The sequence below is a fragment of the Halarchaeum nitratireducens genome, assembly GCF_017874695.1.
Lineage (GTDB): Archaea > Halobacteriota > Halobacteria > Halobacteriales > Halobacteriaceae > Halarchaeum > Halarchaeum nitratireducens.
The window spans coordinates 305,318-319,704 of the sequence record NZ_JAGIKY010000001.1; the positions used below are offsets into that span (position 1 = coordinate 305,318).

The window sequence follows — 14,387 nt, forward strand, 5'->3', positions numbered from 1 at the left end:
CCGTCGGTCGCCTTCGTCTTTGTGCCGACGCGGGCGAATCCGAGCGGGAGAAAGCTTTTTTGCGCTCTCTCGCGGACCTGCGCGTGGCGACAATGGTACACGACGTTCTCATCATCGGGACGGGACCCGCCGGGTTGGCCGCGGGCACGTACGCCGGCCGGGCCGCGCTCGACACGCTGTTCTTCGAGGCGGAGTCGATCGGCGGCGAACTGGTGAATCGACACGAAGTCGAGTCCTTCCCGGGGTTCCCGGGCGGCGTCGCAGGCACCGACCTGCGCGCGCGACTCGTCGAACAGGTCGAGCAGTACGAGGTCGACGTGGAGCTGGAGGCCGTGGAGGCCGTCGAGCCCGGCGACGGTGACGATCCCCACGTGGTCCGTGCGGGAGGGGAGGCCCACGAGGCGGAGACGGTCATCGTGGCGACGGGGAGCCACTCCGAACGGCTCGGCGTCGACGGCGAGGAGGAGTACGAGGGACGCGGGATCTTCCACTGTGCGACCTGCGACGGACCGCTCTACCGAGGCGAGCGCATCGCGGTCGTCGGCGGCGGGAACCACGCGGCGATCGACGCCGTCTTCCTCACGGACTACGCCTCGGAGGTACTCCTCCTCACGCCCGACGCGGAGCTGTCGGCGGACGCGGCGTTCCGCGATCGGGTGGCGGAGGCGGACGGGCTCACGGTCCGGACGGACGTCGCGGTCACGGAGGTGCTGGGGAGCGACGGCGTCGTGGACGGCCTCGCGGTCGTCGACGCCGAGGGCGAGCCGGAGACGATCGAGATCGGGGGACTGAACGTCAACGTCGGCTCCGTGCCGAACACCGAGTTCCTCGACGGCGCCGTGGCGCTGGACGACGAGGGAGCGGTCGTCGTCGGCCCGGACATGGAGTCCAGCGTTGAGGGCATCTTCGCGGCGGGCGACGTCCGCCAAGACAGCGTCTTCGAGATCGGCGCCGGCGTCGGCGACGGCATCACCGCCGTCGAGTCGGCGAAGGAGTACCTGTAGCGCGGCGGTGAGCGGCGACGGGCCGCCGCGGACGGCGTGACGTGGAGCAGGTGCGACCGCACGACGGTGGACTCGGGTGGGCCATGGGACGCGAGCGCCGGTGCGACGAGGCCGTTTCGCAACCGACCATCGGTGACCGGAAATTATTAGTTATATTCTATCTATGATTGCATCGTTAATCATGTACGACTACATCATCGTCGGCGGTGGGAGCGCGGGGTGCGTGCTCGCCCGCCGACTGACGGCAGACGAGGACGTCGACGTGCTGGTCCTCGAATCGGGCGAGCCGGCGGAGGACCGCGACATGGTCAAGGATCCCACGCGGGTCTGGGACGTCCTCGGCTCCGACCTCGACTGGGAGTTCGAGACCGAGCCCCAACCCGGGCTCAACGGCCGTCGGATCGACTGGCCCCGCGGGAAGGCGCTCGGCGGGTCGAGCGTCATCAACGGCATGGCGTACGTCCGCGGCCACCCCGACGACTACGACCGGTGGGAGGAACTCGGCAACGAGGGGTGGGGGTACGACGAGATGCTCGACTACTTCAAGAAGTCCGAGACCCTGAACGCCGACGGTGACGAGGCGTACCACGGTCACGACGGGCCGCTGAGCGTCTGGCGCGGGTCTCCGAACGAGTTCAGCGAGACGCTCGTCGAGGCCGGGCGGGAGGCGGGGCTCGACGTGAACATGGACTTCAACGGCGAGCAGCAGGCGGGGATCGGCTACTACCACTCCACGATGGACAACGGCCACCGACACAGCGCGGCGGCGGCGTTCATCAAGCCCGTCCTCGATCGCCCGAACCTCCACGTCGAGACGAGCGCGCACGTCACCGAACTCACCTTCGACGGCGACCGGGCGACCGGCGCGGTCTACGAACAGGACGGCGCGACGGAAACCGCGGAAGTCACGGACGACGGCGAGGTCCTCCTCGCCGCCGGGGCGGTCCAGACGCCCCAGCTACTGATGCTCTCGGGCATCGGCCCCGCCGACCACCTCGAAGAGCACGGCATCGACGTCCGTCACGACCTCCCGGGCGTCGGACGGAACCTCCAAGACCACCTGCGCGTGCCGGTCGTCTACGAGAGCTCGGAACCGATCGAGGCCGCCCCGGAGCCCATCGAGACGGCGGACGGCGAGGAACGAGGGACCCGCTACGACCGCTCGATGGTCGGCGCCTTCGAGCGCTCCGATCCGGACCTCCCCGCGCCCGACCTCCAGTACGGGCTCGCGCCTGGCGCGGAGAACGACCCGCAAGCCGGATTCTCGATCATGGTGCTGCCGTTACGGCCGAGCGCGCGCGGGCGCGTCACGCTCCAGTCCGCCGACCCCCACGACGATCCGGTGATGGACCCCGAGTACATGCTGGACGAGGAGGACGTCGAGGACTTCGTCACGGGCATCCGCCGCGCGCGTCGGATCGGCGAGACGGACGCGCTCACGGAGTACCGCGAACGCGAACTCTATCCGGGCGAGGACGCCCAGAGCGACGAGGAGATCGCGGAGTACATCCGGAACAACGCCGTCTCGGGCTACCACCCGACCTGCACGTGCAAGATGGGCGACGACGAGATGGCCGTCGTCGACGACGACCTCCGACTCCACGGCATCGACGGCCTCCGCGTCATCGACGCCTCCGTGATGCCCCGCGTCCCCAGCGGGAACACGAACGCGCCCACCATCGCCGTCGCGGAGAGGGGCGCGGACCTCGTTCGGAACGACTGAACCGACGCGTCGGTACGCTCTCCACGGGCGACGTCCGCGCACGCGTAAACACGGCAATCGTTCGTTATCTTTAACCCGGTTCGCGGTGACGGGGAGGTATGATAGACCTCGACGGAGAGACGGCTATCGTCACCGGCGGCGCACAGGGATTCGGCCGCGAGATCGCGACACGGCTCGGGGAGGCCGGGTGTGACGTCGTGATCGCCGACATCCAGGTGGAGCTCGCGGAGGAGACGGCGGACGACCTCCGCGCGGACGGGGTCGACGTCGAAGTCGTCGAGTGCGACGTCACCGACCCGGCGTCCGCGGAGGCGCTCGTCGAGGCGACGGTCGAGCGCTTCGGGAGCCTCGAAATCCTCGTCAACAACGCCGGCGGGAGCAGCACCGACCACTTCACTGACCTCGACTACGACGAGTGGGAGAGCGGCATCTCGCTCAACCTCTCGGGGCCGTTCAACTGCTCGAAGGCCGCCTCGGCGGAGATGCTGGAGCACGGGAACGGCCGCATCGTCAACATCTCCTCGATGGCGGGGACGAACGTCACCGTCCACGGGAACCCGAGTTACACCGCGGCGAAGTGGGGGCTCATCGGCCTCTCGAAGCACACCGCCCGCGACCTCGGGCCGGACGTCCGCGTGAACGCGGTCTGTCCCGGCGGCTCGCCGAACGGCCCGCTCGAACGCGGCGTCACCTCCGAGGACGTCGCCGACACCGTCCTCTTCCTCGTCTCCGACCTCTCCGAGTACGTCAACGCGACCGCCATCGAACTCGACGGCGGCGGGAGCCTGAACGAGCGCCCGGACTACCTGAGCAAGCCGCCGGAGGAGTGGCCGGAGTTCCTCCAGGACCAGTAAGTCGGCGGGGCTCGGCGGGCGACGCGTCGCGCGCGAAAAAGCGGTGTTCGGGGTCGACCGAGCGGCCGGAGCCGCGTTCAGCGCTCGGTGAGGTTGACGCAGATGTTCTTCGTCTGGAGATAGGAATCGAAGGCTTCCATCCCCATCTCGCGACCGATGCCGCTCTTCTTGAAGCCGCCGAACGGCGCGCCGATCGGGCCGCCGAACCACTGATTGACGTAGACGCTCCCCGCCTCGATCTGCTCGGCGGTGTTGAGCGCGGCCCGGATGTCGTCGGAGAAGACGCCGCCAGTGAGTCCCATCTCGACGTCGTTGGCGATGTCGACGGCCTCGCGGCGCTCCGAGAACGGGATGACGCAGAGCACCGGCCCGAAGATCTCCTCCTGGGCGATCCGCATGTCCGTCTCGACGTCCGAGAAGACCGTCGGTTCGACGAAGTAGCCGTCGCGGTTGAGGGCCTCGCCGCCCGTCTCGATGGTCGCGCCCTCCTCGACGCCGAGGTCGATGTAGTCCATCACCTTCTCGAAGTGCGCCTCGTAGTTGAGGGGGCCCATGTCGGGGTCGTCGATGCCGTCGCCGAGCTCGTAGGCGTCGGCGCGCTCGACGACGAGGTCGAGGAACTCGTCGTAGACGTCCTCGTGGACGATGGCGCGGTCCGCGGCGGCGCAGATCTGCCCGGTGTTCATGAAGATGCCGAGCGCGATGGCGTCGGCGGCCTCCTCCAAGTTCGCGTCGGGGAGGACGACGGCGGGGTTCTTGCCGCCGAGTTCGAGCGTGACGGGCGTGATGTTCGCCGCGGCGGACTCCATGACGGCCGCGCCGGTCTGGACGCTCCCCGTGAAGGAGACGGTGTCGACGTCCTCGTGGCCGGAGAGCGCCGCACCCGGTTCCGCCCCGCCGGTGACGACGTTGATGACGCCGTCGGGCACGCCGGCGTCCTCGAAGAGCTCCGCGAGGTGGATCGCCGAGAGCGGCGTGGTCGGTGCGGGCTTGATGACGACCGTGTTGCCGGCGACGAGCGCGGGTGCGGTCCCCTGCCCCATCAGGTTCAGCGGGGCGTTCCACGGGATGATCTGCGCGCTCACGCCGTAGGGTTCCCGAACGGTGAAGTCGACCTCCTCGCCGCCCGTCGGGATGCTCTTGCCTTCGAGTTTGCCCGCCGCGCCCGCGTAGTATTCGAGGGTCTGCGCGAGGCCCTCGACGGCGCCGCGGGAGTCGGAGAGGGGTTTGCCCTGATCGCGCGTCTCGACCTCCGCGAGGGTCTCCGCGTTCTCGCGGACGACGTCCGCGAGGCGCTCGACGACCTCGCCGCGCTCCGTGGGGGTCTTCGCCTGCCACTCCGGCAGGGCGTCGCGGGCGGCCGCGACCGCGCGGTCGACGTCCTCGCTCGTCCCGGCCGCGAACTCCGCGATGGGTTCCTCCGTCGCGGGGTCAATCGTCTCTCGGTACTCCCCGCCCGCCGATTCGACGAGCTCGCCGCCGATGAACATCCGGTATCGCTCGTTAGTCGCAAGTGACATGATTTGTGGACAACGGCCGACCGTCTCCGCGCTGGTGGGTCCGCTGTTGTCCCCGCGTACGGACGCGACCCAAATAGTTCTATCCATAACGATCCTTATGGTTCGGCGGGCGACGCCGCGGGCGGCGCGTCCCCCACAGTGCGGCGGTCGACCGCCCCCGATGGACCACGGGCGACCGACGATCCGCGACCCGGATCCCCCCAGGAACAATATACGACGATTTATGTGCATAGACGCGCGTGTATCGAGCGTCATGCGAGCAGCCAGATACCACGGCAACCGCGACGTCCGCGTGGAGGACGTCGCGGCGCCCGAACCCGAGGCGGACGAGGTCGTCGTCGACGTCGCGGCCTGCGGCATCTGCGGGTCAGACCTAGCCGAGTACAGCCACGGCCCGCGCGCCGGCGAGGCGTCGCTCCCCTACGTCATGGGCCACGAGTTCGGCGGCACCGTCGTCGAGGCGGGCGCCGACGCGGACGTCGACGTCGGCACGGACGTCGTGGTGAACCCGCTCGTCGCCTGCGAGGACTGCTGGTGTTGCGACGCCGGGATGTACAACCTCTGTCGGGACCTCACCGTCGTCGGCGCACAGCGTCCGGGCGCGTACGCGGAGCGGGTGAGCGCGCCCGCGACGAACGTCGTCCCGCTCCCCGACGGCGTCTCGCCGGAGCTCGCCGCCGTCGCCGAACCGTTCACGGTCGCCTACCACGGCCTGTTGCAGTCACCGATCCGATCGGGCGACGACGTCGCCGTCGTCGGGATGGGGCCGATCGGGCTCGCGACCGTCCAGTTAGCGCGTGATATGGGCGCCGGGTCGGTGTACGCGTCCGGCCACCGCGAGGCACGACGCGCGCTCGCCGCGGAGGGCGGGGCCGACGTCGTCGTCGACCCGCGCGAGACCGACTTCGTCGAGACCGTCCGCGGAGACACCCGGGGCGGGGCCGACGTCTCCTTCGACGTCACCGGGACCGAGTCTGGCTACGCAGACGCGATCGAGGCCGCCCGGCCGGGCGGGCATACGACGCTCGTCGGCGTCTTCGAGGACGAGATCGAGGCGGACGTCATGGCGTACGTGAGCGCCCAGCGGAGCGCGAGCGGGTCCGCCGCCTACCAGACCGGCCCGCGGGCCGCCGAGGAGTTCGGGACCGTCCTCCGGAAGTTCGCCGCGGGCAACCTCGACCCCGAGTCGCTCGTGACGTCGCGGATCGACCTGACGGATATCGAGTCGGAGGGCTTCGAGGCGCTCGCGGACGGCGGATCGGGTGAGGTGAAGGTCCTCGTGCGCCCGTAGCGTGGGAGCCGGGGGACGGCTCGCGGAGCGCCTACGCGTCCACGTCCGCGTCCGCGTCCGCCGGAACGAAGCGGTAGAAGACGCGTTCGAGGTCGGCGGGACCCTCGATGTCGACGACCTTCAGCGTCACCGGATCACCGATGGTGAGGTCGTCGTACTCGGCGTCGTCGATACGCGCCGAGAGGCGGACGTCGACGCCGTCGAGATCGACGATGCCGACGACGAACGGGAGGTCGTCGACTTTCCCGATCGGCGCGCCGGCGCGCATCACCGAGAACGCGTGGAGCGTCCCGGTGTGCGGGAGCGACGCGTACGAGAGGTCATCGCTCGTGCACTCGGGGCAGACGACGCGCGGCGGGAAGTGGAGTTCGCCACAATCGGCACACTCGGTCGTCGTGAGCGACCCGTCGTCGAGGTTCGCGTAGAACTCGTGGATGCGCGTCTCGTCCTCGCTTTGGATCTCGTAGAAGTCGAAGAGCCGCGGGAAGTCCACGCTGTCCGGCAGGCTCGTCGACCCGCGGGGCGGCTCGTCGCTCATCGCGGATCCCTCCCGAGCGTCATGACGCTGTGAACCGACGCGCTCCCGCTGAGGTTGTGGATGAGCCCCGTCTCGGGACCGTCCGGGACCTGTCGGGCAGACTCGACGCGGCCCGTGAACTGCTTGTGGACTTCGAGGGCCTGCGAGACGCCGGTCGCGCCCAACGGGTGGCCACAGCCGAGCAGCCCGCCGCGGGGATTGACGGCGATGTCGCCGTCGAGTTCGCTGCGACCGTCCTCGATGAACTGACCGCCCTCGCCCTTCTCGACCCACCCGAGGTCCTCGTACTCGATGATCTCGCTGATCGAGAAGCAGTCGTGGATCTCGGCGACGTCGAGTTCCTTCACGGGGTCGTCGATCCCGGCCTGCTCGTAGGCCTGCTCGGCGGCGACGGTCGCCTGCGGCCACGCGGAGAACGACGGGACGTTGTTGACCGAGTTGCCCGCCATACATGATTGGCCGCTCCCGGTGATGTACGTCGCCTCGTCCGTGACCTCGCGGGCCTTCTCCTCGCTCATGAGTATGAGGCCGGCCGCGCCATCCGTGACGCCGCTACAGTCGAAGAGGTGCAGGGGCGGCGCGATCGGGTACGAGTCGAGGACGTCGTCGACGTCGATGTCCATCCGGAACTGCGCGTAGGGGTTGTTCGCGGCGTGCGTCTTGTTCTTCACCGCGACCTTCGCCAGTTGCTCTTGGGTCGTCCCGTACTCGTGCATGTGGCGCTGCCCGAGGAACGAGAAGTACGTCGGGGCGTTGAGCCCGTTGACGCCGTCGAACTCGCGGTCGACGACGTTCGACATGCTCGTCTGCATCTCCTCGTCGTGGCCGTCGGGGAGGTTCATCTTCTCAACGCCGATGACGAGCGCGGTGTCGAGTTGGCCCGCGGCGATGGCGAGCCACGCGTAGCGGAGCGCGGCCTGTCCGCTCGCGCACGCGAGCTCCGTCCGGGCGATCATCGAATCGGCCTCGACGCCGAGGAGTTCGGCGACGAGCGGCGCGACGTGCGATTGGAACGCGAAGCGCTCGGGCTGCACGGCGCCGACGAACAGCCCTTCGACGTCCGTCGGGCCGACGTCCGGTACGTCGTCGAACGTCGCTTTCCCGGCCTCCTGCGCGAGGTCCTTCCACGTCGCGTCGCGCTCGCCCCAGTCGGTGTGACCGCCACCGACGATCGCGGCGTTCCGCGTCACGGCGCGGCCTCCGGTGCGTCGTCACCGACCACAGCGTGCCGCTCGTTATCACTCTGCATCAATCGTTACATCACGGAGTATCACAATCAATGTTGCGGTCCGTGGGCGCGTCGACGGTCGCACCGGAGCGAGTAATCGTGAGTGAGCGCGACACTATCGCGGTCGACGGCGCCCACGTAGTTATAGTTTGAGTGGGCGGTTCGCCGGCGCGCGCCGTCGGCCCGTCGTCGTCCGTCGCCAGCACGCCGATCGGCGGCGAACCGTCAGCAGACTCGTTTGGTAATAGGAAACGAACGCTCGTGGGGCGACGGCTTCGACGCACTCCTTTACGAAGATACAGGTGTAATTCGGTCGCGGTCGGGTGGAGACCCCCTGATCCGATCCGTTCGGTCATCGCGTCGATCGCGGAGCGGCTACCGCCGACTCGACGGCGACGACGCGATACGGCCGCGCCGACGACTCGGCGTCTCGTCTGATATACCCAAACGAATTTGGGCGTGCGCGGTGAACGACGGGACGATGACGACGCCAACGATGCAATCGGTCGAGCGGGTCTTCGAGGTCGTCGAGGTGCTCTGGCGCGAGGACGGCGCCGGGCCGGCGGCGGTCGCCGAGGCCCTCGACGTCCATCGGAGCACCGCGCACGGGTACCTGCGCTCGCTCGAAGCCGTCGGCTACGCGGTCAACGACGGCGGGACGTACGAGCTTAGCTACCGGTTTCTCGACATGGGGACGCGTCTCCAGTACCGAAACCGGGTCTTTCAGGCCGCACGCGAGGAGATCTCTCGGCTCTCGCGCGAGACCGAAGAGCTCCCGACGCTCGTCGTCGAGGAGGCGGGGAGCGCGGTCATCCTCCACCAACACCCGGGGGCGAACGCCCTCGAACTCGGGACGTACTCGGGGATGCGGACCCCGCTACACACGACGGCGTCGGGGAAGACGATCCTCGCGCACATGCCCGCGGAGCGCGTCGACGCGATCCTCGACGGCGGCCTCGAACGGGTGACCGAGCGGACCGTGACCGACCCCGATCGGCTCCGCAAGCGACTGGCGACCGTCCGTGAGGACGGGCACGCCGTCGACGTCGACCAGCAGGTCGTGGGAATGGGGACGGTCGCCGTCCCGCTCCACCCCGACGACGACCACGTCGCCAGCCTCGCCATCGCCTGCCCGTCCGAGCGGATCCGGAACGAGTCGTATCAGGACGAACTGCTCGGCGCGCTCAAGGAGTCGCGCAACCGCGTCTCGATCAAGTATCAGTACGGACGATAGGCACCGTCACCTTGATTACCGGTTGCGCGAATGGATGGCACGATGGGACGCGAAATCGACACCGTCGCAGTGCTCGGAGCGGGAAGCATGGGCCACGGGATCGCCGAGGTCGCGGCGATCGCGGGCTACGACGTCACCCTCCGGGACATCGAGGAGTCGTACGTCGAAGACGGGTACGAGCAACTGGAGTGGAGCGTCGGAAAGCTGGCCGAGAAGGGGCAACTCGATCAGGACCCCGACGCGGTCCTCGATCGCGTGCGGACGACGACGGACCTCGAGGCGGCCGTCGGAGACGCGGACCTCGTCGTCGAGGCCATCCCCGAGGACTTGGAGATGAAGCGTGACCTCTTCGCCGACGTCGAGGCGGCCACGGCCGCGGACACGATCCTGGCGACGAACACGTCGAGCCTGCGCGTGACCGACATCGCGGCGGAGACGGAGCACCCCGAGCGCGTCTGCGGGATGCACTTCTTCAACCCGCCGGTGAAGATGGACCTCGTCGAGGTCGTCTCCGGGGAGGAGACGGACGACGACGTCGTCGACGCGGCCTACGGGTTCGTGGAGTCGCTCGATAAGACGCCGGTGCTCGTCCGCAAGGACATCCCGGAGTTCGTCGTGAACAACGTCCTCGTCCCGTTCATGGAGGAGCCCGGCTGGATGCGTGATGCCGGCGAGGCCGACGTCAGACAGGCCGATGCGGCGATGGTGTACCGTCGCGGCTACCCGATGGGCCCGTTCGAACTCGCCGACTTCGGCGGTCTCGACATCTTCGTCCACACCCGCGAGCAGTGGAACGAGCCGGTGCCGGAGTGTTATCGATCGCTCGTCGACGGCGACGACCTCGGGCGAAAGACCGGCGAGGGCTTCTACGACTACGAGGACGGTCCCGGGGTGGATTACGAACCGGGCGACGGCGAGGGCTTCAACACGCTCCGCGTCGAGGCCCGGATGATCAACGAGGCGGCGCGACTCGTCGGGCAGGACGTCGCGGACCCCGAGGACATCGACATCGCCATGCGCCTCGGCGGCGGGCTCCCCGAGGGAACGTGTCGTACCGGCGATAAGCTCGGTCTCGGTCGCGTGCTGGAGAAGCTGGAAACCCTCCACGAGGAGACGGGCGCACCGCGGTACGAGCCCGCCGATTATCTGGTCGAGCTCGTCGAGTCGGGGCACACCGGCGAGGACGCCGGGCGGGGCTTCTACGACTACTCCGACGGCGGCCCGTACCACTACATCCGACACGAGATCGACGAGGACGGCGTGCTCCGCGTCGTCTTCGACCGCGAGGAGCGGCTGAACGCGCTCTCGGACGACATGCTGAACGAGATCGACCGGCTGCTCAAGACCGTCGACACCGACGAGGTCACCTGCGTCACCTTCGAGGGCGCGGGTGATCGCGCGTTCAGCGCGGGCGCGGACATCACGGGCTTCACGACCGCGGACGCGACCGACCTGATGGCGGTCGAGGACGCCGTGGAGACCATCTACGACTTCGAGCGCCCGACGATCGCCAAGATCGACGGCCTCTGTCTCGGCGGCGGTTTCGAGATCACGATGGCCTGCGACATCCGGCTGGCCACGGAGGGGTCGCGACTCGGGAGCCCCGAGATCAACCTCGGCCTCATCCCCGGCGGCGGCGGCACGCAGCGCCTCGTGCGCCTCGTCGGCGAGGCGCGCACGAAGGAGCTCGTCTTCCGCGGCGAACAGATCAGCGCCGAGAAGGCCGTCGACTGGGGCATCCTGAATCGCGCCGTCCCCGAGTCCGAATTCGAGGAGACCGTCGAGGCGTTCGTCTCCGACATCGCGAACGGTCCGCAGACCGCGCTCAAGGTCGCAAAGCAGGTCATCAACGAGGGGCAGGACGCGAGCCTGAAGACCGCCATCGCCATGGAGAGTCAGGCGTTCGGCCTGTTGTCGACGACCGACGACATGCTGGAGGGCGTCGAGGCGTTCACCCACGACCGGGATCCCGACTTCGAGTAGGGCCCCGGATTTCGTGTTACGTGACATAGATAACGTTTATTGTAGTGTATCCGGAACAGGTGGAACTGAATGGACGAAATAGACCGGCTGGAGAACTACTACTTCCACGAGCAGGGCTTCGACACGATCGAGGAGGCCCGCGAGTGGTTCGAGTGGGAGATCCCGGAGACGTTCAACATCGCGCACTACGTCTGTGACCGGTGGGCGGCGGCGAAGAAGAACGGCGTCGCGCTCTACATCGACGACGACGGCGAGGAGCGGACGTACACCTTCCGACAGCTCCGCGGGTACGCGAACCGCTTCGCGAACTACCTCGACGAGCGCGGCGTCGAGGCGGGCGATCGCATCGCCGTCAACGGGACCCAGCGACTCCAGTCGCTCGTCGCGCACCTCGCGGCGTTCAAGCTCGGGGCGGTCACCGTCCCGCTCAGCGTGCTCCTCGGGACCGACGGCCTCCGCTACCGGCTCGACGACTCCGACGCCGTCGCGTTCGTCGTCGACGAGGGCGCGATCGAGACGTTCCGGCCGATCCGTGACGACCTCGACTCGCTCTCGTTCGTCGTGACGAGCGAGGGGTTCGACCGGGGGGACGAGACGTGTTTCTGGGACGCGATCGAAGGGCGGAGCACCGAGTTCGAGACGCGCGCGACCGACCCGGCGGATCCGGCCTGCATCATCTACACGAGCGGGACGACGGGCCAACCGAAGGGCGCGGTCCACGCCCACCGCCACCTGCTCGGCCTCCTCCCGCAGTTCGTCAGCCTCCAGGGCCACGAGACGGGCGACGAGCAGGTCGTGCGGACCATCTCGGAGTGGTCGTGGATCATGTCGCTGAATCAGATGGTGCTCCCGCCGCTGTTCTACGGCATCCCGGTCGTCGGCCGGCCCGAGGGGAAGTTCGACGCCGAGGCCGAGTTCGAGCTCGTCGAGCGTTTCGAGGTGACGCAGTTGAACCTCCCGCCGACCGCCGTCCGGATGATGATGCAGGTCGAGGACGCGGACGAGCGCTACGACCTCACGAGCCTCCAGTCGTTCTCGACGGGGGGGGAGTCCGCCGGCGAGAGCATCATCGATTGGGCGACGACGACCTTCGAGAACGCCGCGTTCGTCGAGGGGTACGGATCCACGGAGGTCGGCGGCCTCATCTCCGACGACCCCGGCTTCGGTATCGATCACCGTATCGACTACTTCGGCGTCCCCTCGGTCGGCCACGAGGTGGCGGTCCTCGACCCCGACACGCGCGAGGAGGTAACGGAGCCCGGCGAGATCGGCGAACTCGCCGTGAGGTACGAGGGCGATCCGATGCTGTTCGTCGAGTACCTCGGGAAGCCGGAGGCGACCGCGGAGAAGGTCCAGGACGGCTGGCTCCTCTCCGAAGACCTCGTCTCTCGGGACGAGGACGGCTACTTCCAGTTCCACGCCCGCGACGACGACCTCATCATCAGCTCCGGCTACCGCTTCGGGCCGGACGAGATCGAGGAGGCGCTCGTCACCCACGACGCCGTCTCCGAGGCCGGCGTCATCGGCGTCCCCCACGAGACGCGCGGCGAGATCCCGAAGGCTTTCATCGTCCTCGCGGACGGCTACGAGGCGTCCGACGACTTACGCGACGACCTCCAGGCGCACGTCAAAGAGCGCCTGGCGAAGTACGAGTACCCGCGCGAACTGGCGTTCGTGCGCACGCTCCCGCGGACGTCGACGGGCAAGATCCGACGGACCGAGCTCCGCCAGGAGGAGGGCATCGAGGAGCCGTAGCGTGACGGTGACGAGACGGTCGATGGCGGCGAAAGAGCTTTGCTGGCCTTCCGCGTCCATCCCGACATGGAGCTCTTAGACGAATCCCCGGTTCCGGCGGAGGTCCGCGAGGCCAAACGCGACGCGCGGGCGTTCGCCCGCGAGCACGTCGAGCCGAACGCGGCGCGCCACTTCGCGGACGGGACGTATCCACGGGAAGTCGTCGAGGCGGCGGTCGAGGCGGATCTCGTGGGGATCGAGATCTCCGAGGCGTACGGCGGCCGGGGCGCGTCGCTGCGAGAGAGCCTCGCCGTCACGGAGGAACTCTTCCGCGCGGACGCCGGGATCGGGATGGCGATCCGCGGGCGGAGTTTCGGGACGAACGTCCTCGAACGCTACGGCACCGACGAGCAAAAAGAGCGCTACTTACCGGGGATCCCGAGCGGCGAGTCGTTCACCGGCATGGCAATCTCCGAGCCCGAGACGGGGAGCGACCTCGCCGGGATGACGACGCGGGCGGAGCGAGAGGGCGACGAGTGGGTCGTCGACGGGGAGAAGTACTGGATCGGAAACGGGATCGACGCCGATTGGGTTCTCACATACGTCAAGACGGAGGAGACGGACGATCGACACGCGAATCACTCGCTCGTCGTCGTCCCGACCGACGCGCCGGGCTACGCGGCCGAGCACATCCCGGAGAAGATCGGGATGCGCGCCTCCCAGCAGGCACACATCGTCTTCGACGACTGTCGCGTGCCGGCGGAGAACCTCGTCGGCGAGCGCGGTGAGGGGTTCCGCATGGTCGCGGAGTTCTTCGATCACGGCCGTATCTCCGCCGCCGGTCACGGGCTCGGAATCGCCGCCGCGGCCATCGAGGAGGCGTGGGCGTTCGTCGACGACCGCGAGGAGTTCGGGCGACCGATCGGCGAGTTCCAGTCCGTCCAGCACGACCTCGCGGACATGCGCACGGAGTTCGAGAGCGCGCGTGCGCTGACGTGGCGCGCGGCAGAGCGGGTCGAGACGGACGAGGCGGCGAGCGACTGGAGCGCGATGGCGAAGACGAAGGCCACGGAGACCGCCGTCGAGTGCGCCGAGACCGGGATGCGACTCCACGGCGGTCGCGGCGTCCTCGACGAACATCGGATCTCGCGGCTCTACCGGGACGCGCGCCTCCCGCTCATCTACGAGGGCGTCAACGAAGTCCAGCGCGACATCGTCTACAAGCGATCGGAGGCCTGAGCGGTCGGCGCGGGCGCGACGGGACCGGGGGCGAACGCC

11 protein-coding genes are annotated in these 14,387 nt (G+C 68.6%); 8 read left to right on the top strand and 3 right to left on the bottom strand.

The genetic code is table 11. The annotated features are described in order from the left end of the window. Positions 1-92: 92 nt before the first annotated feature. The 3 genes from J2754_RS01400 to J2754_RS01410 all read left to right on the top strand — a co-directional run bounded on the left by J2754_RS01400 (position 93) and on the right by J2754_RS01410 (position 3,581). Positions 93-1,004 carry an NAD(P)/FAD-dependent oxidoreductase gene (locus J2754_RS01400; RefSeq protein WP_211086473.1) on the top strand — a complete coding sequence of 304 codons (912 nt, stop codon included), beginning with the start codon at positions 93-95 and terminating at the stop codon, positions 1,002-1,004. Between the two features lie 181 nt (positions 1,005-1,185). Further along, positions 1,186-2,727, top strand: a complete 1,542-nt coding sequence (locus J2754_RS01405; protein ID WP_245332828.1) for a GMC family oxidoreductase — start codon at positions 1,186-1,188, stop codon at positions 2,725-2,727. Positions 2,728-2,825: 98 nt separating this feature from the next. Continuing rightward, positions 2,826-3,581 carry an SDR family NAD(P)-dependent oxidoreductase gene (locus J2754_RS01410; RefSeq protein ID WP_188877037.1) on the top strand — a complete coding sequence of 252 codons (756 nt, stop codon included), beginning with the start codon at positions 2,826-2,828 and terminating at the stop codon, positions 3,579-3,581. A 77-nt stretch (positions 3,582-3,658) separates the two neighbouring features. Here J2754_RS01410 and J2754_RS01415 read toward each other — a convergent pair whose 3' ends face one another. Continuing rightward, a complete protein-coding gene (locus J2754_RS01415) occupies positions 3,659-5,101 on the bottom strand; it encodes an aldehyde dehydrogenase family protein (RefSeq protein ID WP_188877036.1) in 1,443 nt (480 codons plus the stop codon). A gap of 253 nt (positions 5,102-5,354) precedes the next feature. On the opposite strand from J2754_RS01415, the gene J2754_RS01420 reads away from it, so the two are divergent. Continuing rightward, a complete protein-coding gene (locus tag J2754_RS01420; protein WP_188877035.1) occupies positions 5,355-6,392 on the top strand; it encodes a zinc-binding dehydrogenase in 1,038 nt (345 codons plus the stop codon). Between the two features lie 31 nt (positions 6,393-6,423). Here J2754_RS01420 and J2754_RS01425 read toward each other — a convergent pair whose 3' ends face one another. Next, complete coding sequence (locus tag J2754_RS01425; RefSeq protein ID WP_188877034.1) at positions 6,424-6,930, bottom strand: Zn-ribbon domain-containing OB-fold protein; 507 nt, start codon at positions 6,928-6,930, stop codon at positions 6,424-6,426. Continuing rightward, positions 6,927-8,120 (bottom strand): thiolase C-terminal domain-containing protein, encoded by a 1,194-nt coding sequence (locus J2754_RS16535; protein WP_211086475.1) that lies wholly within the window; start codon positions 8,118-8,120, stop codon positions 6,927-6,929. Before J2754_RS16535 ends, J2754_RS01425 begins: the two co-directional genes overlap by 4 nt. A gap of 519 nt (positions 8,121-8,639) precedes the next feature. Between J2754_RS16535 and J2754_RS01435 the strand changes: the two genes are divergently transcribed. From J2754_RS01435 to J2754_RS01450, 4 genes are all read left to right on the top strand, one after another. Then, complete coding sequence (locus tag J2754_RS01435; protein ID WP_211086476.1) at positions 8,640-9,392, top strand: IclR family transcriptional regulator; 753 nt, start codon at positions 8,640-8,642, stop codon at positions 9,390-9,392. A 42-nt stretch (positions 9,393-9,434) separates the two neighbouring features. Continuing rightward, positions 9,435-11,375: a 3-hydroxyacyl-CoA dehydrogenase/enoyl-CoA hydratase family protein gene (locus tag J2754_RS01440; protein WP_211086477.1), complete on the top strand. Its 1,941-nt coding sequence runs from the start codon at positions 9,435-9,437 to the stop codon at positions 11,373-11,375. Positions 11,376-11,444: 69 nt separating this feature from the next. Further along, on the top strand, positions 11,445-13,130 hold the full coding sequence (locus J2754_RS01445) for an acetate--CoA ligase (protein ID WP_211086478.1): 1,686 nt from the start codon (positions 11,445-11,447) through the stop codon (positions 13,128-13,130). Between the two features lie 66 nt (positions 13,131-13,196). Beyond that, complete coding sequence (locus J2754_RS01450; protein WP_211086479.1) at positions 13,197-14,348, top strand: acyl-CoA dehydrogenase family protein; 1,152 nt, start codon at positions 13,197-13,199, stop codon at positions 14,346-14,348. Positions 14,349-14,387: the final 39 nt, after the last annotated feature.